Origin of the sequence: Vibrio sp. La 4.2.2 (assembly GCF_027586995.1) — a bacterium.
GTDB lineage: Bacteria > Pseudomonadota > Gammaproteobacteria > Enterobacterales > Vibrionaceae > Vibrio > Vibrio mediterranei.
This window is the reverse complement of record NZ_JAPPTJ010000017.1, coordinates 44917-69685: the sequence shown is the minus strand read 5'-3', so window position 1 is coordinate 69685 and position 24769 is coordinate 44917. Positions and strand designations below refer to the sequence as shown.

At 44.9% G+C, this 24769-nt stretch carries 16 protein-coding genes and 1 pseudogene; 9 read left to right on the top strand and 8 right to left on the bottom strand.

Annotated features, from left to right (window positions below):
• On the top strand, nucleotides 1–7462 hold a 7462-nt coding region (locus OH456_RS24555; protein WP_270034391.1), incomplete at its 5' end, for a Calx-beta domain-containing protein.
• Nucleotides 7463–7574: 112 nt separating this feature from the next.
• Here the strand turns inward: OH456_RS24555 and OH456_RS24550 are convergent.
• The 4 genes and pseudogenes from OH456_RS24550 to OH456_RS24535 all read right to left on the bottom strand — a co-directional run bounded on the left by OH456_RS24550 (nucleotide 7575) and on the right by OH456_RS24535 (nucleotide 13732).
• The gene (locus OH456_RS24550) at nucleotides 7575–9689 is read right to left on the bottom strand and encodes a type I secretion system permease/ATPase (RefSeq protein WP_006069705.1); all 2115 of its coding nucleotides are present in this window, start codon (nucleotides 9687–9689) and stop codon (nucleotides 7575–7577) included.
• Between the two features lie 14 nt (nucleotides 9690–9703).
• Nucleotides 9704–11614, bottom strand: a pseudogene (locus OH456_RS24545) (bifunctional diguanylate cyclase/phosphodiesterase).
• A 6-nt stretch (nucleotides 11615–11620) separates the two neighbouring features.
• Nucleotides 11621–12280 carry a transglutaminase-like cysteine peptidase gene (locus OH456_RS24540; protein ID WP_031494761.1) on the bottom strand — a complete coding sequence of 220 codons (660 nt, stop codon included), beginning with the start codon at nucleotides 12278–12280 and terminating at the stop codon, nucleotides 11621–11623.
• Nucleotides 12281–12340: 60 nt separating this feature from the next.
• The gene (locus tag OH456_RS24535; protein ID WP_006069702.1) at nucleotides 12341–13732 is read right to left on the bottom strand and encodes an HlyD family type I secretion periplasmic adaptor subunit; all 1392 of its coding nucleotides are present in this window, start codon (nucleotides 13730–13732) and stop codon (nucleotides 12341–12343) included.
• Between the two features lie 357 nt (nucleotides 13733–14089).
• On the opposite strand from OH456_RS24535, the gene pdxH reads away from it, so the two are divergent.
• A complete protein-coding gene (gene pdxH, locus OH456_RS24530) occupies nucleotides 14090–14728 on the top strand; it encodes a pyridoxamine 5'-phosphate oxidase (protein WP_006069701.1) in 639 nt (212 codons plus the stop codon).
• A 280-nt stretch (nucleotides 14729–15008) separates the two neighbouring features.
• A complete protein-coding gene (locus OH456_RS24525) occupies nucleotides 15009–15809 on the top strand; it encodes a helix-turn-helix domain-containing protein (protein WP_006069700.1) in 801 nt (266 codons plus the stop codon).
• Here the strand turns inward: OH456_RS24525 and OH456_RS24520 are convergent, their stop codons facing one another.
• Nucleotides 15810–16526, bottom strand: coding sequence for a UTRA domain-containing protein (locus OH456_RS24520; protein WP_270034392.1), 717 nt, complete (start codon nucleotides 16524–16526; stop codon nucleotides 15810–15812).
• A 223-nt stretch (nucleotides 16527–16749) separates the two neighbouring features.
• Here OH456_RS24520 and OH456_RS24515 point away from each other — a divergent pair, with 223 nt between their 5' ends.
• The 6 genes from OH456_RS24515 to OH456_RS24490 are packed head-to-tail and all read left to right on the top strand — an operon-like array spanning nucleotide 16750 to nucleotide 22022.
• Entirely contained in the window at nucleotides 16750–17826 is a 1077-nt protein-coding gene (locus OH456_RS24515) for an ABC transporter substrate-binding protein (protein WP_270034390.1), read from the top strand.
• Nucleotides 17827–17852: 26 nt separating this feature from the next.
• A complete protein-coding gene (locus OH456_RS24510; protein WP_096443740.1) occupies nucleotides 17853–18659 on the top strand; it encodes an alkaline phosphatase family protein in 807 nt (268 codons plus the stop codon).
• On the top strand, nucleotides 18656–19549 hold the full coding sequence (locus OH456_RS24505; RefSeq protein WP_270034388.1) for an ABC transporter permease: 894 nt from the start codon (nucleotides 18656–18658) through the stop codon (nucleotides 19547–19549). The genes OH456_RS24510 and OH456_RS24505 overlap by 4 nt, the downstream gene beginning before the upstream one ends.
• Entirely contained in the window at nucleotides 19536–20342 is an 807-nt protein-coding gene (locus OH456_RS24500) for an ABC transporter permease (protein ID WP_006069695.1), read from the top strand. Before OH456_RS24505 ends, OH456_RS24500 begins: the two co-directional genes overlap by 14 nt.
• Nucleotides 20339–21367 (top strand): ABC transporter ATP-binding protein, encoded by a 1029-nt coding sequence (locus OH456_RS24495; RefSeq protein ID WP_270034387.1) that lies wholly within the window; start codon nucleotides 20339–20341, stop codon nucleotides 21365–21367. The genes OH456_RS24500 and OH456_RS24495 overlap by 4 nt, the downstream gene beginning before the upstream one ends.
• Entirely contained in the window at nucleotides 21360–22022 is a 663-nt protein-coding gene (locus OH456_RS24490; protein ID WP_031494703.1) for an HAD family hydrolase, read from the top strand. The genes OH456_RS24495 and OH456_RS24490 overlap by 8 nt, the downstream gene beginning before the upstream one ends.
• Nucleotides 22023–22093: 71 nt before the next feature.
• Here the strand turns inward: OH456_RS24490 and OH456_RS24485 are convergent, their stop codons facing one another.
• The 3 genes from OH456_RS24485 to secF are packed head-to-tail and all read right to left on the bottom strand — an operon-like array spanning nucleotide 22094 to nucleotide 24769.
• Nucleotides 22094–22747 carry a DedA family protein gene (locus OH456_RS24485; RefSeq protein ID WP_006069692.1) on the bottom strand — a complete coding sequence of 218 codons (654 nt, stop codon included), beginning with the start codon at nucleotides 22745–22747 and terminating at the stop codon, nucleotides 22094–22096.
• Nucleotides 22748–22778: 31 nt separating this feature from the next.
• A complete protein-coding gene (locus OH456_RS24480; RefSeq protein ID WP_270034386.1) occupies nucleotides 22779–23870 on the bottom strand; it encodes a calcium:proton antiporter in 1092 nt (363 codons plus the stop codon).
• Nucleotides 23867–24769, bottom strand: coding sequence for a protein translocase subunit SecF (gene secF, locus OH456_RS24475; protein ID WP_270034385.1), 903 nt, complete (start codon nucleotides 24767–24769; stop codon nucleotides 23867–23869). Before secF ends, OH456_RS24480 begins: the two co-directional genes overlap by 4 nt.

The window sequence follows — 24769 nt, the reverse complement described above, 5'->3', positions numbered from 1 at the left end:
GTTTGAATTAGATAACAATCTAGAGGCTACCCAACAACTGACTGATGGCGATAAAGTTAGACTAGAATATACAGTGATTGTGACTGATGAGCATGGTGCATCTGTTGAACAGCTGGTCACAATCATCGTTAAAGGGACGAATGACGGTCCTGCTTCTGAAGATTTCTCAATCACACTTTTCGGAGATGATGCGATTCCAGTTATTTTTGATACTGGAGAAGGTTCGATAGAGGGTGATGGAACCGACCATATCTCCGACTATGAAGATGATCGTAGTACCACTGATGGAAAGTCACTGTCAGTTGTAATCACTGAGCTGCCTTTAGGCGGTACACTTCTCTACACTGAAAACGGTGAAACTCGAGCGATTGTTGAAGCTGACCTCCATGTCGAAGGAGGGGCTAACGGCACACCGTTTAATCCAGATAATATTTCCTATCTACCTGATGAAAGTGCTCAAGGCTTTGTTTTAGGTGTTAAAGATTCGCAAGGGTTGGACAGCGAAGCCAGTTCGCAAACCGATTTCTTAAACTGGGGGGCTCCCGGTAATAATCCTGGAGAGCGCATTTTAACTTTGGGTGATGACTCGATCAGGATTACCTCAATTGATGGGGATCTCACTCAGTACCGGGGAGACGCTAACCACGTTGGATTTGGTCTTGGTGTCGGTGGTGGACAAGGCATCAATGAGGGAGAGACTATTTCGATTGATTTCTCCGAGAGACCAGCCACTTCAGTGACATTAGGGCTAGATGGTCTAGGTGGCTATTTTGATGAAAATCTCAACAATGCCAACGAGTCATCAGTACTAGTTACCGTTACCTTAAGCGATGGTTCAACGAGAGTTCTAGATCCGATTCAAAAGAAGACGTCTGGTAATAGCGATCTTGATTTAGACATTACGATATCAATCGATGATCTTTCTGGCGCTGAAGGGTTACAAATATATGGTGTCACGGTTGGAACTGAAGGTAATGGAAACTGGGAACTAAGATACCTAGAGACGAGTTTAGAAGACTCCTTTGATTATAAAGCACTTGATTCTGATGGCGCATATAGTGATGAATCAACAGTGACTATCGATGACCAACGTACCAACCTAGCACCAGATGCGATTGATGATCCAGAGTCTTATAGCCTTGTTCAAGGTGATATGGGAGCGGGCGATCAAGGTTGGGATATGGTTGACAGCATTCAGGCGAAATATGATGGCCAAACTGTTAACTACAATATCGACGGTACTGACCGTATTGGTATTCCTGATGGCACTACCAACGGTGGCCCTGAATCTCAAATTCAATATAACCGAAATGAAGAAGAGTCTGAGCAGCTCATTATTACGCTCAAAGAGCCAGCTGTAGATGGGGCTTTTTCTGTAACCAACTTGTTCGCCAATGAGGGCGGGGCAGGCAGTCATGAACAAGGTAAGTGGAGCGCTTATTTGGGCGATACTCTGGTTGCCAGTGATTATTTCCATAATGAGTCAGGTAATAAAGGCACGTTTGATATTGAAACGGGCGGCTTTGCCTACGACAAATTGGTATTTGAGTCCGTTGATTTCACCGGTGGCCCTGCACGTGGCACTGACTCTTCTGATTATTTCCTTCAGGGCATTGAAGTGGTCGGTGTGGGCGCTTATGTCTTTGACCATGATGAACCTGTCGTCATTCCGCTTTCAGAGCTTTTATCTAACGACGATGCCGTGGATGGTGATGATATTCGTATCACTTACGTGTTCGGTGAGACGCAAGGTGATGCGCGTATTGAAGGTGGTAATGTCATTTTCGATTTGCCTGAAGGCTTTGCGGGTCGCACTGAGTTCCAGTACCAAATTACCGACGATAAAGGTGGCTTTGACACTGCAACAGTGAATGTTCTGGTCAACCCTGGACCGATTTCAGTCAGCGGGTTTGAGATAGGTACGGCTAGTGTTGAAGAAGGGGAGAGCTTCTCCTATAACGTGACTCTGGACGGTTCTACCAATGTGAAGACTTTCTTTGACATTGAGTTTGGCGCTAATGGCGATGAGGCTTCAGCTAATGATGTTGACCCATCGACTATGACCTTCAGCAATGGGGTCGCTTACAACGAGGTGACTGGAGAGCTTGAAGTTCCTGCTAACGTTTCTGACTTTACGATTACGTTGCCGACAATCGATGATAATCGTTATGAGGGTGACGAAGGCTTTACTCTGGTAGTCGACGGTCAAACCGTGACTGGAGATATTCAAGATAACGATCCAATCACACTCTCATTGAGTGGTGGTGGGGAAGTGAGCGAAGATGCGGGAAGTGTTCCGTTCACTCTGTCTTTAAGTAATCCTTCTGATGTTGACCTCACGGTAGCGCTCGATCGACTCGATGTTGATACCGATGATGATGACTTTACTACTACGACGGCGAGCTATAACGATGGGACGACCAATGTTCCACTACAGATTGTTAATGGCCAGATTACCATTCCAGCTGGTGTTACCTCCGTCAATATCCAAGTAGGTATCCAAGATAACGATGTCTATGAGCAAGATGAGAACTTTACGTTAAAAGTGACTGAGCCAGCTGGTCTGACAGTTAACGGTAACGTAGGCGCGTCTGCTGGTGCCACTATTTCTGATGATGGGCAACTAGGCGGGCAGTCTGGTGGTGATAATGATAATTTAGCCCCTACCATTGACTTAAATGGCGAAGATTACGAGATTGTTTTTGAGAGTGAAAGAGCGGGTTACTCTAATGTGTTTGGTTATTTTTACACCGACTCACAAGGTAATCCAACCGACCCTGTAGTGTTAATACATGATACTAATGCGGGACTTACCAATGATCAGTTACTAGCTGAACTGGATTCTAAGGAAGGGCTGGAGTTTTTCCTTATTGCCAATGGTGCAAATCAAACCCCAGATGATGCAGTACTCAGTTTTAATGCTCAAGGCGACTTGCTGGTAAACGGCCAGATACCAAGTAAGCCTGTCTACTTATCAACAGAAGATAGTGTTCAGTATCAATTTACGGTTTCTGGAGTTGATGACGGTGCACTGGAAATCCGTGTTGAAGATATCGCGTACGATGAGAGTGATAAAGACTTTAATGATCTAGTCGTCACCCTGCGTCCGACTAATGCAAGTGATGGTAAGGGTTACACTACAACCTTTAGTGAAGGTGATGATCCTGTTGTCATTGTTGACCAAGACGTCACTGTCACAGATGATATCGATGTGATAACTAGAGCTGAAATTACCCTTACCAACGCTCAGTCTGGTGACTCAATTGCACTCGCAGCTGCGGCGGTACTTGCTTCAGGTTTGACAATCACTCATGCATTAGGCTCCGATACTATTGTGATAAGTGGCACGGGCAGTGCTTCAGATTATGAGGCTGCACTGAAGTGGGTTGAGTTTAGTAATGATAGTGAAGATCCAAGTGCGATTCCGAGACAGATAGAAATCAAGGTGTTCGATGACCAAAATATCGAATCAAACACGGCAATTTCAACGATTAATGTCGTTCCTATCAATGACGGACCAGAATCAGAAAGCTTTAGTTTCAGTATCACTGATAATGATGTTACAGCCGTCGTATTTGATACTACGAGAGCTGCCGTTGATGGTGTAGATTCTGGAGACGGCGATGACCATATTTCGGATATTGAAGATGACTTAAATTCTGAACAGGTTCTAGTTGCGATCACCGAGCTTCCTATTGGTGGTACGCTCTATCATGATGGTGAGGAAATCACTCAGACAAATGTTGCCAATGGTGATACGTTTGATCCAACTAAGATAACCTATGAGCCTGACTCTGATGCTCAAGGCTTCATTCTTGGTACTAAAGTGGTGCCAACATCGAGTGATATGGAAAGTACTCAAGAAGAGTTTTACAACTGGGGTACTGCAGTCGATGGTAAGAATAGAGTATTAGAGCTCTCTAACACTGACGGCAGCACAGACAAAATCACCATTAACAGTAACAAAGGCAATCTCACTCAGTACCGAGGTGATGTCCAAGATAATCATGTTGGTCATGGCTTAGGTATTGGTGGTGGTCAAGGTATTAACGAGGGTGAATGGCTATCGATCAACTTTGAAGATCGTCCTGCCACACACGTTAACCTTGGCTTGGATGGCATGGGAGGCTATTTCTATAGCGACTTAGGTGGCCGAAACGAATCTGCTGTGACGATTAAGGTCACACTCAGCAATGGCGATACCGTCGATTACACACCTGATGTACAAAAAGATACGTCAGGAAATGACGTCTTATTCCATGAACTGAGCTTCTCTGTTGATGATTTAGGTGATTTTGAAGGACGGGTGCTTATTGAGGGAGTGAGTGTTGGTACTGATGGTCGAGGTAATTGGGAGCTACGCTATCTAGAAACCGCACTGAACGACAGCTTTAAATACAAAGCGGTTGACTCTGATGAAGGTGAAAGCACTGAATCTGTTGTTACTATTGTTGATGAGCGTGAAAACAATATGCCACCAACGCTCGATCTTGACTTAAGTGCTGACGGTACAAGCTTCGATACGAATTACCAAGAGGGTGATAGCGCTATTGATGTTGTCGATAGTGACATCACCATTTTTGATGAGAAAAATGTCATTCATGAGGCAGAAATTGTCTTAACCAATCCAAAAGCGGATGACAATTTTGGGATTGATGGTGCGACTAACCCACTGCTTAGCGGGATTAGCTATACAACAGAAGTACTCGATTCTGGTGCAATTAAAATCACTCTGAGCGGAGAAGCAACTCCTGCCGATTATGAGGCTGCTATTCAGCTAATTGAATTCTCCAACTCCTCACAATCTCCGGATGATGAGGACAGAATCATTGAAATCACGATCTTTGATGATGCAATGCAACCATCAAATACCGCAGTTTCAACTATTAACTTTACTGCGGTCGCTGATCTAGTTGTTGCCGCCGCGATTGGTGACGAAGACAACAAGATTGCGTTGGATATACAATTGCCCGTAAACAGTGATGCAACAGAAGTTGTGATTAGTGGTATTCCTGATGGAGCAACCTTATTCTCAGGTACTGATGAGATAGTCGTGACCAACAATGCGGCGAATATTCTGCCATCACAATTAGCGAATTTATCCATTAAGCCACCACAAGATAGCGATGTCGATTTCACTTTGTCGGTGTCCGGTCGTGATGCAGATGATAATGTGGTAGAGCAGCATGATTTGGCGGTTACTGTCCGACCAATAACAGATGCCCCAACATTAATTGTGACCGGCGAGAACATTGTTTCTGCAATCAATTTTGAAAATGTCAATCTGGGTAATAGCAGTTGGAAAGGCAATATTAGTGGTGCGCAACTCAGTGTGGATACTCCTGATGACTTAAATAGTGGGGATTGGGGCGTTATTACCAATAGAGGTGAAGTCGGTAAAGAAGGCGTTTATCTGGGTAATGGTGAGCAAAACCAGATCTTTGAAATAGAGGGGCGTAGTGGTCAACAAGACTCTTTATTTACTAGCTTCAAAGGAACTCCAGGACAATTCTACGAGTTGAACTTCGATGCTGCGGCTAGACGTAGCGATTCACCGATGGATATTAAGCTTGAAAAAGAGACCTCATCAGGTGTTTGGGTTGAAGTTGAAACATTGCGATCCTATGGTAGCGGAGAAGAGCATAGTTTGGTGGTTAGAGACTGGTCTGAAGATGAACAGCTGTTTTTCCAAACTCCGGATAGCTTTAATTATCGAGTTGTTTTTGAGTCGCCTGAGCAGAATAGCTATGGGGCATTGCTTGATAATATAGTACTTTCGACACGAAGCAATGTAGGTTACGAGGACACCTTCATTGATATTAGTGATATTTCTGCCAGTCTAAATGATACCGATGGTTCAGAACTACTGACTCTACTGATTCAAGGGTTACCACAAGGCGCTATTGTCACCAATGGTACTCAAACTTCGATCATAGGACCTTCTGGAGAAGTCGATATATCTGATTGGAGTGACCTGAATGATCTGCAAATTAAAGTGGCTGATGTTGGAACCTATCCTATTACAATCAAAGCGATTGCCTCTGAATTGGACGGTGCCTATTCTCCGGTAGATGAGGTTGTTTCAGAATCGATTAACCTTGTCGTACTAGATAATCCAGAGCCATCTGCATCAAATACACCTCCTGAAGTCATAGACTTTGAGTTTTTTGCTCCGGATGACACTATTCCACTCAATTTTGCAGATTTTGCTACGGATAGTGAGGACGATGCCAGTAATACAAAAGCAACTCTTGTGGAAATCACAGATGAGCCAGAGTATGGTCAACTTTATTTCCTAAGTAATTCTGGTGAGCGCTTCGACTTAGACGTTGGCGATGTGGTGGAAGATAGTGTCGATATATTTTACGACCTAGAAGTTGGTTTTGATGTTTCAGCGCTGGGCTATAATCCTCAAGGAGATGAGCCGTTTGGTAATGACATTGTTGTTACTGGAGGAACATACGATGGTGACAAACCTCATCTTGGCGTTGAAATGGAAGAGATAGCTTTTGATAGCGCAGGCGCAGCTAAGCAATCTGGTTTCTACACTAAACGTGATGATGAGCGAGGTCAGGGGAAAGAAACTGAAGCCAAACAAAGTGAATTTATGTCCATTAAATTTACGGCAGGCATGATGACAAGAGCTCTTGTCGGCGTAGGAAGCTTAACTGGACAATTTAGTGCTGCGGCTAACGGTAATGGTGCGGCTCAAGTCTTTGTTTACCTATATGCTGGTGGTGTTTTATTAGATGATAATCCAATCGTGATGGATAACGGCGTTATCGACGACCATCAAGCAATTATTGAGGTAGCATCGGATATACCATTTGATGAAATGCGCATTATGCCATTTAACGCTGAGGGCAAAGACGCTGGTTTTGTGCTTCAAAGCGTGAAGGTTACCGATGGTGAGGTAGCGGATCAATTTGATTATAGAGCTATCGATTCAGATGGACTTCCAAGCCTAGAAACGGCAACCGTTAACGTCAATATCATGCCAAATGGTAATGTGGACGAGTCTGAAGAAGTCGATTATGCAGTTCAGGGAGGCAGTGGCGTCACAGTTATCCATGGTACGGATGGTGACGATGTTCTATCCGGTGGACTTGGTAATGATGTATTAACTGGTGGTCTTGGAGATGACACATTCAAATGGAGCGAAGGTGACTTAGACGGCAGTCATGATGTGATTACTGACTTCTCTCAAGTGGAAGGAAACCGCGACGTTATCGACTTGTCAGAGGTATTTGAAGATAGTAATACATCATTAGAAGCTCTGTTAGATAATGTCGCCGTCGGCGGAGACAAGATTACACTCACTGAAAACGATGATAATACGAGCACCTTGGTTAATGTCACCAAGGGCGATAAGAGTGTCACCATTGAACTTGAGGGTGTAACTGGATTGTCTGAATTGGATGTTCAACAGTTAAGCAATATCATCATTATTCATGACACTTAGTCTACGTGCATAGCGACAAAAAGGCCGCAGCTTAATCGTTGCGGCCTTTGTGTTTCTGTTGTGTCGTCTGAAATGATTTTACACATTGAGTACGAGGAGACATAGTTTGGCTTTAACTTGCAGCGCGAACTTTACCTTGTCTCAAATCACTCAACACCTGCACTTTAGGACCATCAGCAATAATTGCCCCTTTCTCCATGACGATGACTCTGTCTACCACATCTAGCATCGATGTTTTATGAGTAATTAAAATCAGGGTCTCGGATTCCTTAAGTTGTTTTAACTGTGTCTTGATATGCAGTTCGGAACGGTTATCCATTGAACTTGTCGGTTCATCCATAATCAAAATAGGTGGACGCGCTAAAAATGCTCGTGCAATAGCAACGGCTTGACGTTGACCACCGGATAACAGCAGACCACCTTCACCAACCTGACGCTCAAGACCAGCAGGATCTTGCTGAGTGAATACGGTCACCCCTGCACGGTTTGCTGCATCCATAACATCACGGTCGTCGACCAATGGTCGCCCTAGCGTAATGTTGTCGCGAATAGAGCCATAGAACAGAGCACAATCTTGCGGCACACAGCCTATATTGCGTCGTACATCCACGTGATGCAATTGAGCGATGTCTGTCTCATCAATACGCACGTGACCCTCTGTAGGCTGATACAGGCCCATTATGAGGCGCTCTAGCGTAGTTTTACCTGAGCCAATACGTCCAATAATCGCGACCTTTTCACCAGGTTCAATAGTAAGGCTCAGATCTCGAATGGACGCCATTGGAGAATCAGGGTAGTGAAAGGTCACGCGATCCAATTCGATTTTGCCGTGGATGATTGGGCGATGAATATAGCGCTTTCCTTCTTCTTGCTCGTCGGGCATTGCCATTACTTGTTCAATGATGGTCATCGACGACTTTGCTTGATTGTATCGTGTAGAAAGCAATGAAAGCTGCACCAAAGGGCCAATAGCACGGCTACTTAGCATGGTTGCAGCAATCAGGCCACCCATCGTGAGCTCACCCTCTGCAATAAGATACACACCAAGAATGATCATTCCGATATTGGAAGATTGCTGAACAAATCCTGCGGTGTTTTGAATCCCATCCGTAATGCGCTTACTTTTGATGTTCCAGTTCGCCATGTGGGCCACAGCTTCTTCCCAACGATACTGATATTGGCTCTGTGCACCGAAGATTTTTACGGTTTCTAGGCCAGCTAAACTTTCAATAAGGTTGGCGTACTTTTGAGAAGCTAGGCGTGAACCTTCTTCAATCGTTTTACGCAGCGGTCCTTGTATCAACATCGAGTAGATGATTAATATCAACACACCGATAATTGGGATAATGACCAGATTGCCCGCCATGAGCCAAATAAGCACCAAAAATAGCAATGCAAACGGCAAGTCGATTAACGAAGCAATCGTTGCAGAGGTAAAGAATTCACGAATTGATTCAAATTCTTGTAAGTGACGCGCAAAGGCACCGACAGAAGGAGGACGTGATTCCATTCTGATGCCCATAACCTTGCTAAATAGCTTAGAGGAAATCAGGATATCCGATTTTTTCCCAGCAACATCAATAAAGTAGCTACGCATAAGCTTAAGTACTAAATCGAATCCGAAGACAATAAATATCCCTGCCGCCAGTACCCATAGTGTTTCAAATGCTAGGTTAGGCACCACTTTGTCATAAACAAGACGAGTGAACAGTGGTGCGGCTACAGCAAATATATTGATCAATAGCGAGGCAATGAGCACATCACGGTAGATGCGTTTCGATTCCCACAGAGTGCCCCAGAACCAGTGGCCATCACGAGTTTTTAGGACTTCCGGTGAGCGCTCGTCATAGCGAAACTGCTTCTTGACCAAGAAGTAGCGGCCAGTGAATTGTTCTTTCAAATCCTCGAGCGGGACGGAAATGGGGACCATGCCGGACTCAAGCGTAATCACTTCTGCTTCATTGGCATCGGAATCAATACTGTTTAGTACGCAAGCATCGCCACCTTTCAACAGCAGTATCACAGGAAATACGATGCTTGGGATTTTATCTATATCAGAGCGATTCTCCTTCGCTACCAATCCAGCGCGCTCGGCTGAACGAGGAAGTAAGAATGGTGTGAGCTTACCTTCCGATAGGGGTAAGCCGTTCACCAATGCTTCTGGGGAATTAGCTAAGCCGTAGTATCGGCTGATATAGATAAGCGAGTTTAGTAACGGATCCTTCATGGATTCTGCACCTATTATTTGTCCACGATAAAGCCTTGGAATACATCCACAAAGTGCTCAGACAAGAAGTCGAGCTGAGTTTGTGTTTCCACTCGTGAGGCAATAGTTTTAATACCCAAATTGTGCGCCGTTCTCGAAATCGATGTTAGCGTAAATTTCTGTTTTTCATCGTCAAGCTGGTGGGTATAGAGATAATCCAGTTTCACATAATCTGGTCTGAACTCGTTGAGGTACTCCAGTGATTGGAAGTTCCGACCATAGTTATCCACACCGAACTTGGCACCTTCATTGCGAATAGCGTTACAGAAGAGCGCAGTATGGTGCGGATTATTGATAAAGCAGCTTTCTGGGATCTCAAAGTGTAGTTTGTCGTTAATGTCACGATGCTTGGCGAGCACTTGGCTAATCCAGCGAATGAAGCTTGGTTGAGCGATACTAGTTGGGGTGATGTTAATCGCTATTGAATCAGACATTTCTTCTCGCTCAAGCTTGTTAATCACCGACATGATAACGTGCTCATCAAAGATATGGCTGGCATCAAGCTGCTCTAGAGCAAGTAGGTATTGATTGGCTGTATAGCGTTCGCCATTCATTTCGATGGCAGAGAACACCTCTCGGTGATACGTCTCACCACCACTGCTGTTTGCCGCTTGGAATCTAAAGGTCACTGCATCGTCGCTGATCGCTTCTTCTACCAGTGAACGCCATTGCTGTTTACCCATGATGACGCCAGTATGCTCACTCGAGATATAACCATAATCGATTTCCGGATTAGATTTCGCTTTGGTCAGTGCGTTATCGAGCACGGAGAGCATTTGTGTTGAGTTTTTACGCTCTTCGTTAAAGACAACACCTAGCGATGCGTTAGCTTTGCTCAGACCTGTAGGATCGGCGTTTAGATCTTGAATACAAGTAATGATGCTATTTGCCGCGAACTTCAATTCGCTTTCATCAATGTTCGGGAATACAAAACCGAACTCATCGGTTGATATACGGGCAATGACGGTGTTGGGAATATTGATGGTCATCGATAAGAGATCAGACAGCTCTCTCACTAATCCATCGCCAGCCTCGTAGCCATCAGCTTTGTAGGTTTGTTTAATGAACTCAGCGTGTAAGATAGCCACACCGCCTAGCGAAGACTCTGAAAGCCATTGATTTAACTGGCCCATAAAGAAGGCGCGGTTACCAAGTTGAGAGACTGGATCCATATAAGCGCGTTCACGGAGCTTCTGTGCTTCTTTCGCTTGTTGTTTGAACGACTCTTCAACATGCGCGGACATGCTGTTTATACCATCAACGACGGCGATCAAGTCTTTCGTATTGGGACGAAGCAAAGGTTCACCAAACTGCTTATTCGCTACCTGTTCCATTTTGTTTACGATAGCTCTAAGTGGCGTGAGAGCTCGTCTCAGGATAAAGGCTATAGATAACAAACCTAAGGTAAAGATAACAACGAATGCTCCAGCAAGGCGCTCAAACGCTTGCCAAAGCTGAGCGTAAGCTTCACCGGGATGACTGATGATTTCTACTTCAGCCAATTGCAACCAACCGCTAGTAACCACGCGGGAATCATGAATGGGCGTAAATAGGTTCAGGTTGGTAAACCAATCTGGTACTCCGTTGGGTTTGATTGGATAGCTGCGGACAATCTCTTCATCGGTCTCTAGGAAAACGAGTTTTACTGTCGAATAAGTACTGCCATCAAATAGCGCATTAATCACAGATTCAACCGCAACCTTGTCTTGTGTTTTCAAGTAAGGTGCTAAGGCTAACCCCACGGTGTTAATCGTGTTGTTTACCTCTGAGCGTTGTTGCTACTCTAGGAAGTTTTTAGTCGTGTTGAACTCGATGATAAACACCGACGTCAATAGCATAATGAATACTGCTATCATGCCGACCACTAGCTGTCTGTATAGTGTCATAATTGTTTACTCGTCGTAATTTACCTTAGGTTTCCTTAACGTCAATGAACGCTCTCGGCTTCGCAAATCATTCCATAATTTCAGTCTCGACGACTTTCCGGCTAATTTGCCCTGGGTTGTTTTCATGGTCCACAAGTTGCGACCATTAAAGCTGTAGATCGGTAGCAAATCGCCTCGCTTAGAAGCGGGTTTGATCTCACCAATCAGGTTATCCAAAATCAGCGGCTGTGAACGCGGTGTCTCGTAGTAGGCGAGTACCATGTGAAATTGGTTCAATTCGATGGCTTTGACGTACACAAGCCTCAGTTTTTTGTCGGGAATACCGAGCTCAAGCAGTGAAAAGTACTTAGCAATAGTAAAGTCTTCACAATCCCCTGCATTACTGCCCAAAAATTCTAGTGGTGTGGCCCAGTAGTCTTTCTTACCCCATAAATGTATGTCGTCGACAAAGTTGAGTTGATTGAAAAACTGATTCACTCCAGCAAGTTGCTCTTTCTCTGATTTACCCTGTAAATCTTCGATAACAGTGCGCCAAGTTTCGACTCGTTTACCGGCTCGAGGTCCATACGTTTTTGCTACGGTGCTTATCCAACGCTGCTCTTGCTTGGTATAGGCGTCACTATATCCAGCCAAAGAAATAGCTGTGATTACCCCGCATACCAACAGTGCGGTTTTGAACTTAGTTTGCAGACTTCCTGTCCGCTCAATCCGTAACACTACATTCCTTTATTCTTTCAGTGCGTTGTTTTGCGCACTTAGTATTGGCTTGAGTAGATAATCCAGAACCGTTCTCTTGCCTGTAATAATGTCCACGGACGCTGTCATACCTGGAATGATCGGTAACTGCTCATCGTGTCCAAAATTGGTTTTGTCAGTTCTTACTCTTACGATATAGAAGCTATTTCCTTCTTCGTCTTGAGTCGTATCGGCACTGATATGCTCCAAGGTGCCATCTAATCCGCCGTATTTGGTGAAGTCATACGCACTGAATTTGACGATGGCATGAAGATCGGGTCTTAGGAAAGCAATATCCTGTGGTGCTATTTTGGCTTCCACTAACAAAGTGTCTTCCGTTGGCACTATCTCTACGATATCCATTCCAGGTTGAATAACGCCGCCTACAGTATTGACGTTCAGTGTCTTAACGGTGCCGTTAACAGGAGAGACCACAACAGTACGGTTTACACGATCTTCCAACCCTACGGCTGACTCAGTCATAGAAGAGAGCTTATCTTGAGCTTGATTGAGCTTTTCTTGCTGTTCTGAACGGAACTTCTGTGCAATATCAATGCGGCTTAGCATGGACTCTTGAATAGCAGATTTTAAAGCTGGGACTTTCAGTTCTGTGGAGGTTAACTCACGTCGAGTGTCATTGACCTGACGCTGAAGCTTTAATAATTCGACTTTAGGAACAACTCCCTCATCGGCAAGAGGCTTGGTGATATTCAGTTCATCACGTGCAAGGTTATAGCCTTCTCTGAGGTTATGGACTCGCGCTTGGATTTCTATCAGATCTTGTTGTTTTTGACGAACTTGTTGATCAATAACGGAAAGCTCATTGCGTAGCTTGTTGAGGTCCTGACGGTATTCAGCGCGTTGTCTGGCAACCAGCGCTTTGTTCTCTTCTTCAAAAGTAGGTGGGAACGCGAGTTTGTTGAAATCCAGGGTCACCGACTTTTGCCATTCTTTATCTTTGACATCTTCATTGATGACCACACTGGTTAAGGAGGCTGAGAGTTGTAGGACGTTGGCGGTCAAATTGAGAACTTGTTGCTCTCGTTCGCGGTAATCTGAGCGGAAACGCGTATCGTCAATAAGCAGAAGTTGCTGACCTTTCTTGACCGTGTCACCTTCTTTCACCAAAATTTCTTTAACAAGGCCACCTTCGAGGTTCTGGATCACTTGTACTTGTGATGAAGGAATGACTTTGCCTTGCCCGACCGTCACTTTGTCTATTTCAGCCCAAGATGCCCACACTGCCGCACTAATAAAAAAGAGCACCATAACCCACAGCATAATCCGAGCACTGGTGGGGGTATTAAGGAGTAAGGCCGCGGTTTTGTCATCGATGTAGTCGAGTTCAGCGTCAGAGACCTTTTTGTATTCTTTTTTATCCATGTTCAACTCGGAATCCAGATGGCTAGGATTTATCTAATAATATGATTTTATTACCATCGTTAATGAAATGTAACCTTTTCAACAACAAAGAGTCGATCTATCCTGCATATTTATCAACAATCTAATATTTCAAGAATTGCATCTATCGGTATGTTTTCAACGTATTTAGAAGTTTAGCAGTGGATTCTTGTTTATAAAGTAATGAATTATCGAAAATTTGTCTGTTATGGCTGCGTGTGTCATAAGCTCGAATACAAACTAGGAGATTGGATTCAAAAATCGATAATAAGATACCGTTAGCGGGTTGTTTTCTAGTAGTTTAGAGCGCAGAATTCAAGAAAAACGTGAGGAGTGGTTATGGGAATTGAAGATATCCGCCGAGAGTATTCTCAAGGGGGGTTACGTCGAAAGGACTTGAATAGCGATCCTATTGTTCAATTTAATCTTTGGTTGCAACAAGCTGTCGACGCTAAATTGACCGATCCTACGGCAATGACAGTGGCGACGGTTGATGAACGCGGAATGCCGTTTCAACGCATCGTGTTATTGAAAAATGTGGATAGTGAAGGCTTCGTTTTTTACACCAACTTGGGTAGTCGTAAAGCTCAACATATAGAGCACAACAGTAAAGTAAGCTTACACTTTCCTTGGCATCCATTAGAACGACAAGTGCATATTACGGGTGTCGCTGAGAAATTGACGGCAATGGAAAACATGAAGTATTTCACCTCTCGTCCCAAAGAAAGCCAACTTGCTGCTATCGCAAGTAAGCAAAGTAGTCGTATTTCAACTCGTGGCGTACTTGAAGGTAAGTTCCTAGAGTTGAAGCAGAAATTTGCTAAAGGTGAAATTCCTGTACCTTCATTCTGGGGTGGTTATCGCATTCGCCCTGAATCGATTGAATTCTGGCAAGGTGGTGAACACCGACTTCATGATCGCTTCTTATTTAGTAAAGACGGTCAAGGTCAATGGGATGCAGAGCGACTCGCTCCGTAACCATTAGTGCAAATATTGTTTCTAAGCTGCGGTTTTCGCAGCTTTTTTTATGTCTCTATCATCTATATCGCACAAATTACAACCACCGTAACTTATCGCTTCATGATCATGGTTCCGGAAGCTTGATCAAGTAAGGATCCTTTTTCGCAGTTCTAAGCGGGATACAAAATCATCACTCCGTGCCCGTTATCACAAGCTTGGTGGCGATTACTTTTTCCAATTGCTATTGAAATGGGTATACTCGGCGGATCGAATCTCATTTTACAAGATGGCCGGAAACATGGTGACACGAAACAATGACATCCTTGATCATGCTTCCCCAAAACCAGCAGAAATCGTTCGGTTACCCTCTCATATGGACTCACACGAGCACCAATACACCCAAGTTGTGATTGGGTTGAAGGGGAAATCTGAGTTTGATGTAGGTGGTGTCGGTAACCTCGTCGGCCCGGGGCAAGGGTGCGTGGTAACGTCAGGCCTTGATCATGCTTTCGGAGGTGTGATTGATCAGCCAGATATTCTCGTGTTGAATATGCCTCTCCCTAACAATGACGATCCGGTACTTCTTCAACGAATCAACGAGTTATCTCAATCCAAGACTTATTTTCAGTTGGATATCCAAATTCAAAAGCTGATACAAATGTTAGTGGCGGAAATGAAAAGCAGCCCTGATGATTTGCTGTTAAGTCGTGCATGCAATGACACGGTCGTAGCATTATTGCAACGCCATATCTCGGATCTTAAAACATCACTTCGTGACTCACGATTCGATCTTGAACAGATCGATCGTTACATTGAACAGCACCTGTGTCATAAGATCTCTGTGGCTCAATTAGCTGGAAGCGTATTTTTAGGCGAAAGCCAATTTCATATGCTATTTAAAGAGCAAATCGGTATTACTCCTCATCAATATGTATTGAACAAACGTGTCGATGCCGCAAAACGCTTAATTGAGCAAGGCAACTTAAACCTTGGTCAAGTCGCTGAGTTAACAGGCTTTTCAGGACAAAGCACTTTTACGCATGCCTTTTCACGTTTACAAGGTGTTTCTCCTTCGCAATATCGAAAGCGCTTCTCTTGATCATTGCGACTCGCTATCAATACAAATCATCATGGCATCTGGTCGCCAATACTCAAACTCACAATCCATTAATACCCCATATTGGTTAAAGTTCACGCGGCAAATTTTGACAACGGGTTGTCCCTCCACCAAGTTAAGGGCTTGTGCCACATGACTTGGAGCGGACGTAGGGATGACGTCGAAGTGTGAACGTTGGGTATGGAATTGGTATTTCTCTTGGTAGCACTTAGTGAGCGATAGTGTCAGGTTCTCTTCCAGTATCTTTGGGAACAGGGCAGCGATCAGGCAGTTCTCTACAAACAGCACGACCCGACCATCGATATACCTTAAGCGTTCAATAATATGGATGGGTGTAAAGGTATCTACGGCCAATGCCTTGGCGTACATTCCGCTCGCCATTTCACTTCTTACACTGACTAGCTTAGTTTCGGCGATACGGTGCTGTTCGCGGATCATCTGATGAAAGTGACTGCGCGACAATGGGTTATAGCGAATACGTTCTGGAGAGACAAACCAACCTCGACGTTCCTCTCGATAAATCAATCCTTCAGTTTCTAGTGAAGTCAGCGCATCTTTAATGGTAATACGCGTAGTAGAAAACAGGTCGCTAAGGTCTCGTTCGGATGGCAGTTTCTGGCCTGCAATCATGATATTACTTTGGATTTGTTCTCGAATAGTCGTCTTTATTTTACTGAGCTGTGTTGTTTGGATTGGCATTGAGTGATCTAGTCCATGATTCATCGGCATGAACAAGATACGACAGGCGAGTAACAGTTTCATGACAACAGAAACTGACTTATCAGTCACTGGCTTTAATAAATTTGACGTATAACTGCCATCTAACCTCAATAAAAACGTCAAATACAGGCGCATAAATTGTCACATTCCCCAAATAGCATAAAAAGTGAACTTACTGACCTAGTCCAGAGGGATAGAGACAATGAAAACTTTGCTTAACCGTGCAAGTATCACCGCAAAACTCAGTGCTGTGACACTTATTGCCACTGCGATTTCTTCCACTGCTTTTGCTAACGATAGCGTCACTGCTCTTACAGAAGCGGCGAAGCAGGAAGGTGCGGTTTACAGTGTGGGTATGCCTGATAGTTGGGCAAACTGGAAAGATACTTGGAATGACCTTAAGTCTGATTATGGACTTAAGCACCAAGATACGGATATGAGCTCGGCACAGGAAATTGCTAAGTTTGAAGCTGAAAAGAAAAATGCGACAGCAGATATTGGTGATGTCGGCTTTGCGTTCGCTCGAGTGGCGGTTCAAAAGGGCGTAACGCAACCGTATAAGCCTACCACATGGGACGAAATTCCTGATTGGGCCAAAGATAAAGACGGCCACTGGGCACTGGCGTATACAGGGACTATCGCGTTTATCTCAAACAACAACTTGGTCAAAGATGCCCCAAAAACTTGGCAAGACCTTCTTGAGGGCGACTACAAAGTGACGGTCGGCGATGTGGGTGTGGCAGCGCAGGCTAATAATGCCGTTTTGGCGGCAGCTTTCGCTAACGGTGGCGATGAGTCTAACCTTGGCCCAGCGATTGAGTTTTTCTCTAAGCTTGCCAAGCAAGGGCGTCTATCATTCACTGACCCTAGTATTGCCAACCTTGAGAAAGGTGAAGTAGAAGTGGCAATCCTTTGGGATTTCAATGCGCTTAATTATCGTGACCAAATTAACCGCTCACGCTTTAGCGTCAATATCCCGCAAGATGGCTCGGTGATCTCCGGTTACACCACGATTATCAACAAGTATGCGAAAAACCCTAACGCTGCAAAATTAGCTCGTGAACACATCTTTAGTGACCGAGGGCAGATCAACCTAGCTGAAGGTTATGCGCGTCCAATTCGTTCCAACGTTAAGTTGCCTGAATCGGTACAAGCTAAACTGATTGCTAACGACCAATACGGTAACGTTCATCCTGTCACAGACTTTAAAGCTTGGGAAAAGTCAGCGCGTCGCCTGCCTCGCCAGTGGCAAGAAAACGTACTGATTCACCAACAGTAATTTGAGACTTTTATACAGAGGTAAGTATGAGCAATAAGGTTATCCTTGTTGTCCTCGATGGTCTCAATTATCAAGTAGCCCGTGATTGCATGGGCTACTTGAATGGCTTAATCGAGCAACAAAAAGCGACGTTGTATCCCATTCAATGCGAACTCCCTTCTATGTCCAGACCACTTTATGAGTGTATTTTGACCGGAGTTCCTCCTGTCATAAGTGGCATCGTAAACAATGAAATCGTTCGCTTGTCGAATCAAGAATCGGTATTCAGCTTGGCGAAGTCTCAGGGTAAAGTGACCGCGGCCGCGGCTTATCATTGGGTTAGTGAGCTCTACAACCGTGCGCCTTATGATGCAGTGCGCGATAGATTCACTGACGATGAATCGTTGAACATTCAATATGGTCGTTTCTATCATTGGGATCATTATCCTGATGAAGCCCTGTTCCTTGATGCCGAATCCTTGAGGCAGAAATATCACCCCGACTTTTTGCTGATACATCCTATGAATATCGACAATACTGGGCATAAGCATGGTCTCGACTCTAGGCAGTATCGAAACAGTGCGAGAGCCGCCGATATTTTCCTATCTAACTACCTTACGACGTGGGTGGAAGCGGGCTATCAAGTGATGATCACCAGTGACCACGGTATGAATAATGACTTGTCGCATGGTGGTATTTTGCCTGAAGAGCGCGAAGTGCCGTTGTTTGTTATTGGTGAGCAGTTTACCCATGCCGCAACAGATGTGAAGCAAACGGAGCTTTGTGGCGTCTGTTGTCAGTTGCTTGGGCTGGAACATCGCAAGCCTTACTCACCGGAATTGATTGCATTATGAGTGGCGCAGCACTAACACCTACTTGTCCAGATGAGCAGCGAATAAGCAGAAAACAATCACTGTGGAACAAGTTCAAGCCTGTACTTTGGCTTGCGCCATTTGTGCTGTTTTTCTACCTGTTTCAGCTTGCTCCTATGGTTTGGGTCTTCTTCAATAGTTTTCAATATGATGGCGTGTTTTCGTTTGAGAACTACTCAGAGGTCTTCGATTCGAGTTTTATGATGCAGGCCTTTAGCAACAGTATTTGGCTATCGATTTGGTCGAGTGTCATTGGGCTGGCTATCGCAGCATTGTTGGTGTCATCACTGCGCCGAGTGGACAGCAAGCTTCGTGATGGTGTGATTGCTTTTACCAATATGAGCAGCAACTTCGCCGGTGTGCCGTTGGCATTTGCGTTCATTATTATTTTAGGGGTTAACGGTGCAGTCACGCTACTGCTGAAGCAGTATGGGTTGATTGAAGGTTTCAACTTGTATGGCAAGTGGGGATTACTGGTTATTTATATCTATTTCCAGATCCCGCTTGGCGTGTTGTTGCTCTATCCTGCTTTTGATGCGCTGCAAGATGATTGGCAGTCGGCATCTGCGTTGCTCGGTGCCAAAACGCATCAATATTGGACTCAAATAGCACTTCCGGTGTTATCACCAGCTCTACTTGGCACCTTCATTATTCTCATCGCCAATGCCATGGGCGCGTATGCGAGCGTCTACGCACTAACAACCGGTAACTACAACGTGATTACGGTACGAATTGCGAGTTTGGTGTCTGGAGATTTGTTCTTAGAACCGAACCTTGCTGCAGCAATCTCGGTGATTCTCATGGCCATTCTAGCCTTTATCACCATCATCAATCAGTGGCTATTGTCGAGGAGTTATCATGCATCGAAATAGCAATGTGAGCATTTACTATCACAAAACCGTTGTCTACGGAATTGTTGGTATCATGCTGATTCCAATCGTCGCTACTTTGGTTTACTCGTTGTCGTCAAGTTGGGGGGCGACCATATTACCAGATGGGTTTACCTTAAATTGGTATGTTCAACTACTGACGGATTCTCGCTTTCTCGCCGCCTTTGGGCGTTCATTACTGGTGTGCTTTGCGGCACTTGCACTTAGCGTGGTATTAATCCTTCCAGCGATCTTTGTGGTGTTTTACTACTTTCCAAAGCTCGACAAGCTAATGAATGTACTGATTTTGCTGCCATTTGCGGTACCTCCTGTGGTGTCATCGGTAGGTTTGCTTCAAATCTACGCCGATAGCGCCATTCCTTTGGTTGGGACTCCATGGATCCTTATCGGAACCTATTTCACCATCGCGCTGCCTTTTATGTATCGAGCAATCTCGAACAGCTTTGAGGCCATTAACCTCAACGATTTGATGGACGCGGCGCACCTGCTAGGAGCGAGCACCACAAAAGCATTTCTCTTGATCATCGTTCCGAATTTGAAGAAAGGATTGCTGGCGTCGTTATTTCTATCGTTCTCGTTTTTACTCGGTGAGTTTGTGTTCGCCAATATTTTGGTGGGAACTCGCTACGAAACACTACAAATCTATCTTTACAACATGCGTCAAACCAGTGGTCACTTCACCTCGGCGTTAGTGATGACTTACTTTTTCTTTATCTTCCTACTGACATGGCTTGCCAGCCGTTTTAGCAGTAATCAACAGAAGGGCAAATCATGAGTTACGTATCCGTCAATCATCTTACCAAACGATTTGGCAGCAACACGGTGTTTGAAGACATCGAATTTACCATCCAGAAAGGTGAGTTCATTACCTTACTTGGCCCCAGCGGTTGTGGTAAGTCGACATTGCTACGCAGTCTCGCAGGTCTGAACCCAGTAGAAGGTGGGCAGATCATTGTCGATGGAGTAGATATTACCCATGCCGCGCCTCAGCAACGTGGTATCGGCATGGTATTTCAGTCCTATGCTCTGTTTCCGAATATGACGGTGGCGGGCAATATCGCTTTTGGACTTAAGATGCAAAGTTTGGGTAAAGCCGAAATACAGCGTGAAGTTGCAAAAGTCGTCGAGCTGGTGGAACTGCAGGGTAAAGAAAACCACTATCCACATCAGCTTTCAGGCGGTCAAAGACAGCGCGTGGCATTGGCTCGTGCTCTGGTCGTCAAACCAAGAATTCTCTTGTTGGATGAACCTCTGTCTGCGCTGGATGCTAAAATTCGTAAGAGCCTTAGGCAACAAATTCGTTCTATTCAAAAAGAGCTTAATCTGACCACTATCTTTGTCACTCACGATCAAGAGGAAGCGATGATTATGTCAGACCGGATTTTCTTGATGAATAAGGGCGAGATTGTTCAGCAAGGTGCACCCGAAGCCATCTATACCCATCCGGTAAATGAGTTCGTGGCAGGCTTTATGGGGCATTACAATTTGGTGGTAGCAGATAAAGCAAAATCGTTATTTGATATGGATGTGAACTCGAAAGTCGCGATTCGTCCGGAGTCGATTTATGTCAAAGAACAAGGACGCGAGTACGCTAACCATATCTCTGCGCCGCGAACAGGCGTGATTAAAAACCATCAGTTGCTCGGTAATGTTATTCGCTATCAAGTCGACATTGATGACTGTGAGTTGACGGTGGATCTTCTTAACCGTTCTTCGGAGCGATTACTCGCAACAGGCAGCCAATTAGAACTGCTATTTAACCTTAACGAAATTCAACCTGTGAGAGCCGAAAATGTCTAAACCCCTATATGTATTCGACATGGATGAAACCTTGTTTGATGCTGACTGCGCCGTGCTGTGGAATGAGTTTTTGGTAGAGCAAGGCATTGCCATGCAACCTGATTTCCTTGACCAAGATAAACGGCTAATGGCGTTGTATGCGGAAGGGAAGATGGATATGGAAGATTACCTCGAGTTTTCTATTGCACCGTTGACCCACGTTCCTACTGAGAGAGTACAGCAATGGGTAGAACAGTGCATCGATGAAAAAATCCTGTCCCGCCTCTTTCCACAAGCGCAGACTTTGCTTGCAGATCTAAAGCGTGACGATATCCAAACTATTATTATTTCGGCCTCCGTTAGCTTTTTAGTTGAAGCGATAGCTAAGCGTCTTGGGATTGATGTAGCGATGGGTATTGATTTAGAACTCAAACAGAACAGTTTCACCTCCAAGATAAAAGGCATTGCGACCTATCGAGAGGGCAAAGTGGCAAAACTCGCGCAATGGTTATCTGCGCAAGATAACAGCTATACCGAGATTCATTTTTATACCGACTCCATTAACGATCGACCTTTGTGCGAGTTTGCTGATTACGCTTATTTGGTCAATCCATGTCCAGCACTAAAAGCATTAGGTGAAAAGCAAGGGTGGAAGCAACTCAAGTGGTCACTATAGTGCCCCTACCTTGATACTAGAAATCCGCCGCTGCTATCTAAGCCAATAGCGGCGGCATCATGGCGCTATTCTTAAGTGGCGATATTGTTTTTGCTAGAGCGTAAGTAGCGGTACAACAAACCAACAATCGCTCCCGCCATTAGGCACAAACTGACTATCACCAACGATTTAGAAAGTAGTTCTTGGTAGTCATTAAGTCTTGGATGAATCATCAACCATTTACCAGAGAGCATAAGGATCAAGCACCAAATAACAGAACTGCTCATGCTGATAAATAGAGTTCGCATGAAATTCAGCTTCGATAATCCCATAAGCATCGGTGTCAAGACTCTTACAAATGGGACAAATCTGGAGATGAATAAAGATAAGAATCCATAGCGACTCAGTAAGTGTTTGGCCTTAGGGAGTGAATCATTGGGTAACACGCGGTGCAAAAAAGGCACAAGCCGAGTTTGGTTTAAAACTCGTCCTTGAATATAGGCATTAATGCTTCCCAATGACGCGGCTAAACAGAGTGCTCCAGCTGCGGGATAAAACTCCAAAATTCCTACTCCAACTAATCCGCCGACAAACAGTACTAGACTGTCTCCCGGCAGTGGTAAGAAAACGAAGCTGGATTCGAGTAATAAAATAAACGCAAGCAACAAGAGAAAGCTATTGAGTGAGCTTACTTGAGCCAGAGTGTCGAAATCATGGTGCCAAATAGCAACGAATATTTCTTGCATGATAAAAATCCTTAATGGTCAGTTAAGTACATCACTCAAACATCAAGATGATGTAAGCAAAGAACAAAATGAGGTGGGCCATGCCGTTTAAGGAGTTGGTTCTGCCACTACTAAAGCTGACGGCGGTCATCATAAGTGTGGTCGCGAGCAAGACCATTTCAGCGGGTACCAAGCCCAGTTGAATTGGTTGCTGTATGACTTCAGATATTAGAAGGACAGCCGGTACGGTGAGTGCGATAGTTGCCAGTACGGAGCCAAAGAACAAGTTCATCGCGCGCTGCAGTTGATTGTTTAAAGCGGCTTTAACAGCCCCGACTGCTTCAGGCGCAAGTATCAAGATAGCGACGATGAGACCACCCAGTGCTGGTGGCGCACCAAGTAAGCTGACGGTACCTTCGATAGGGATAGCCAGACTTTTAGCCAGCAGAATCACCACGATTAAGTAACCTACAAGTAATAGAGAGTGGTAAAAGTTACTCTCTAGAGGGCCATGAAAATCGTGGTTATCCTGGTGGTCTTCATCCATGAAAAAATGGGTGTGGCTGCGCGTCTGAATAAACAGAAATACGCTGTATAACACCACTGAAGCCAAGACTAGCGTGATGGTGAGCGCTTTAGACATTGCCCCTGATTCCGTGACGCTAGTGAAATTAGGTAGCACCAAACACAGCAACGATAAAGGAATGATGGCGACGAGGTAAGATTTCAGACCATCAAGGTTGTACTTCTGTGTGTGGTATTTCAGCCCGCCGATGAGTAATGTGATACCTACTAAACCATTGAGGACGGCCATCACAACTGCAAACATAGTATCTCTTGCCAAAACGGAGTTGGCTTCTCCCGTCAACATGACAGAAGAAATCATCACTACTTCCAAGAGGATGACTGAGAGGGTCAGAATTAATGTTCCATAGGGGTCACCTAACTTGATGGCTAAAGCATCAGAATGGCGAACCACGGCAAATATTGAAGCCATGACCACTGCGAACAGAGCCGTGGTAAGTACCATACCGATAGTTGAGCTCATTTGAGCCTGCAAGATAGTGTCACCAGCAAATTTAAACAATACAACGGTAATGATGCCAAGTAGCAGTACGAATTCCTGCTTCAAGAACTGCGTCATGGCATTGCCTCCTCTGGCTTCGGTGTTGCCACTCTGTAGTGTTCAGGTCGGACACCCATTATTTGAGGTAAGGTGACTCCAAGTGAAATTGACGACCATGTCCCACAGGCAATACCCACACACAATGCAATAGCGAAGCCTTCTAACGCAGGTCCTCCTAGCAACCACAAACTAGAAACGGTTACCAATGTGGTGCCTGAGGTAATAAGAGTTCTCGAGAAAGTGGCACGTACCGAGTTATTGATAAGTGCATCCGCTGACTCGTTTGGCTTTGCTTTGAATAGCTCGCGGGCTCTATCAGCGATAATGATGGAGTCATTCAAAGAGTAACCAAGCACTGCAAGTACAGCGGCGAGTATGGTGAGATTGAACTCCATCTGGGTGACGGCAAACAGACCGAGTACGATAACAATGTCGTGAACCAGCGCCACTAATGCGCCTAGAGCGAGTCGCCATTCAAAGCGGTAGCTTAGATAAAGCATGGTCAACACAAAACAAGCTAGTATTGCCACGCCACCTTGCTCAACCATATCTTGGCCGACTTGAGGGCCTACCATGCTGCTATTTAGGATCTCTACGGATGTGCTGATGGACTTTAATGCTGGAGTTAAGGACAACACCACATCATCGAGTTGGTTATAGCGTAAGATCCAACGGCCGGGCTCTGTCGAGCTCACCACTTGGACATCTTGCATCAAGGCGTTATCAAGTGACGCTTTGAGCTCCGTTGCGACAATCGATGCGTCTAAGCGTACTTCAGCCACGAGACCGCCAGTAAAATCCAACCCCCAGTTAAAACCTTTAAAACTGATAAAAGCGACGGCTAAAGCAAAAAGCAGCGCAGAAATTGCCGACATGCTAAAGCGAACTCGGCTAAGAGAATGTTGTGAAAGAGTCAT

Bases quoted from the DNA above. Each gene is read 5' to 3' on its own strand.
- OH456_RS24550 (WP_006069705.1), bottom strand. From the start codon at position 9,689: ATGAAGGATCCGTTACTAAACTCGCTTATCTATATCAGCCGATACTAC.
- OH456_RS24535 (WP_006069702.1), bottom strand. From the start codon at position 13,732: ATGGATAAAAAAGAATACAAAAAGGTCTCTGACGCTGAACTCGACTAC.
- pdxH (WP_006069701.1), top strand. From the start codon at position 14,090: ATGGGAATTGAAGATATCCGCCGAGAGTATTCTCAAGGGGGGTTACGT.
- OH456_RS24525 (WP_006069700.1), top strand. From the start codon at position 15,009: ATGGTGACACGAAACAATGACATCCTTGATCATGCTTCCCCAAAACCA.
- OH456_RS24520 (WP_270034392.1), bottom strand. From the start codon at position 16,526: ATGCCAATCCAAACAACACAGCTCAGTAAAATAAAGACGACTATTCGA.
- OH456_RS24515 (WP_270034390.1), top strand. From the start codon at position 16,750: ATGAAAACTTTGCTTAACCGTGCAAGTATCACCGCAAAACTCAGTGCT.
- OH456_RS24510 (WP_096443740.1), top strand. From the start codon at position 17,853: ATGAGCAATAAGGTTATCCTTGTTGTCCTCGATGGTCTCAATTATCAA.
- OH456_RS24505 (WP_270034388.1), top strand. From the start codon at position 18,656: ATGAGTGGCGCAGCACTAACACCTACTTGTCCAGATGAGCAGCGAATA.
- OH456_RS24500 (WP_006069695.1), top strand. From the start codon at position 19,536: ATGCATCGAAATAGCAATGTGAGCATTTACTATCACAAAACCGTTGTC.
- OH456_RS24495 (WP_270034387.1), top strand. From the start codon at position 20,339: ATGAGTTACGTATCCGTCAATCATCTTACCAAACGATTTGGCAGCAAC.
- OH456_RS24490 (WP_031494703.1), top strand. From the start codon at position 21,360: ATGTCTAAACCCCTATATGTATTCGACATGGATGAAACCTTGTTTGAT.
- OH456_RS24485 (WP_006069692.1), bottom strand. From the start codon at position 22,747: ATGCAAGAAATATTCGTTGCTATTTGGCACCATGATTTCGACACTCTG.
- OH456_RS24480 (WP_270034386.1), bottom strand. From the start codon at position 23,870: ATGACGCAGTTCTTGAAGCAGGAATTCGTACTGCTACTTGGCATCATT.
- secF (WP_270034385.1), bottom strand. From the start codon at position 24,769: ATGACTCTTTCACAACATTCTCTTAGCCGAGTTCGCTTTAGCATGTCG.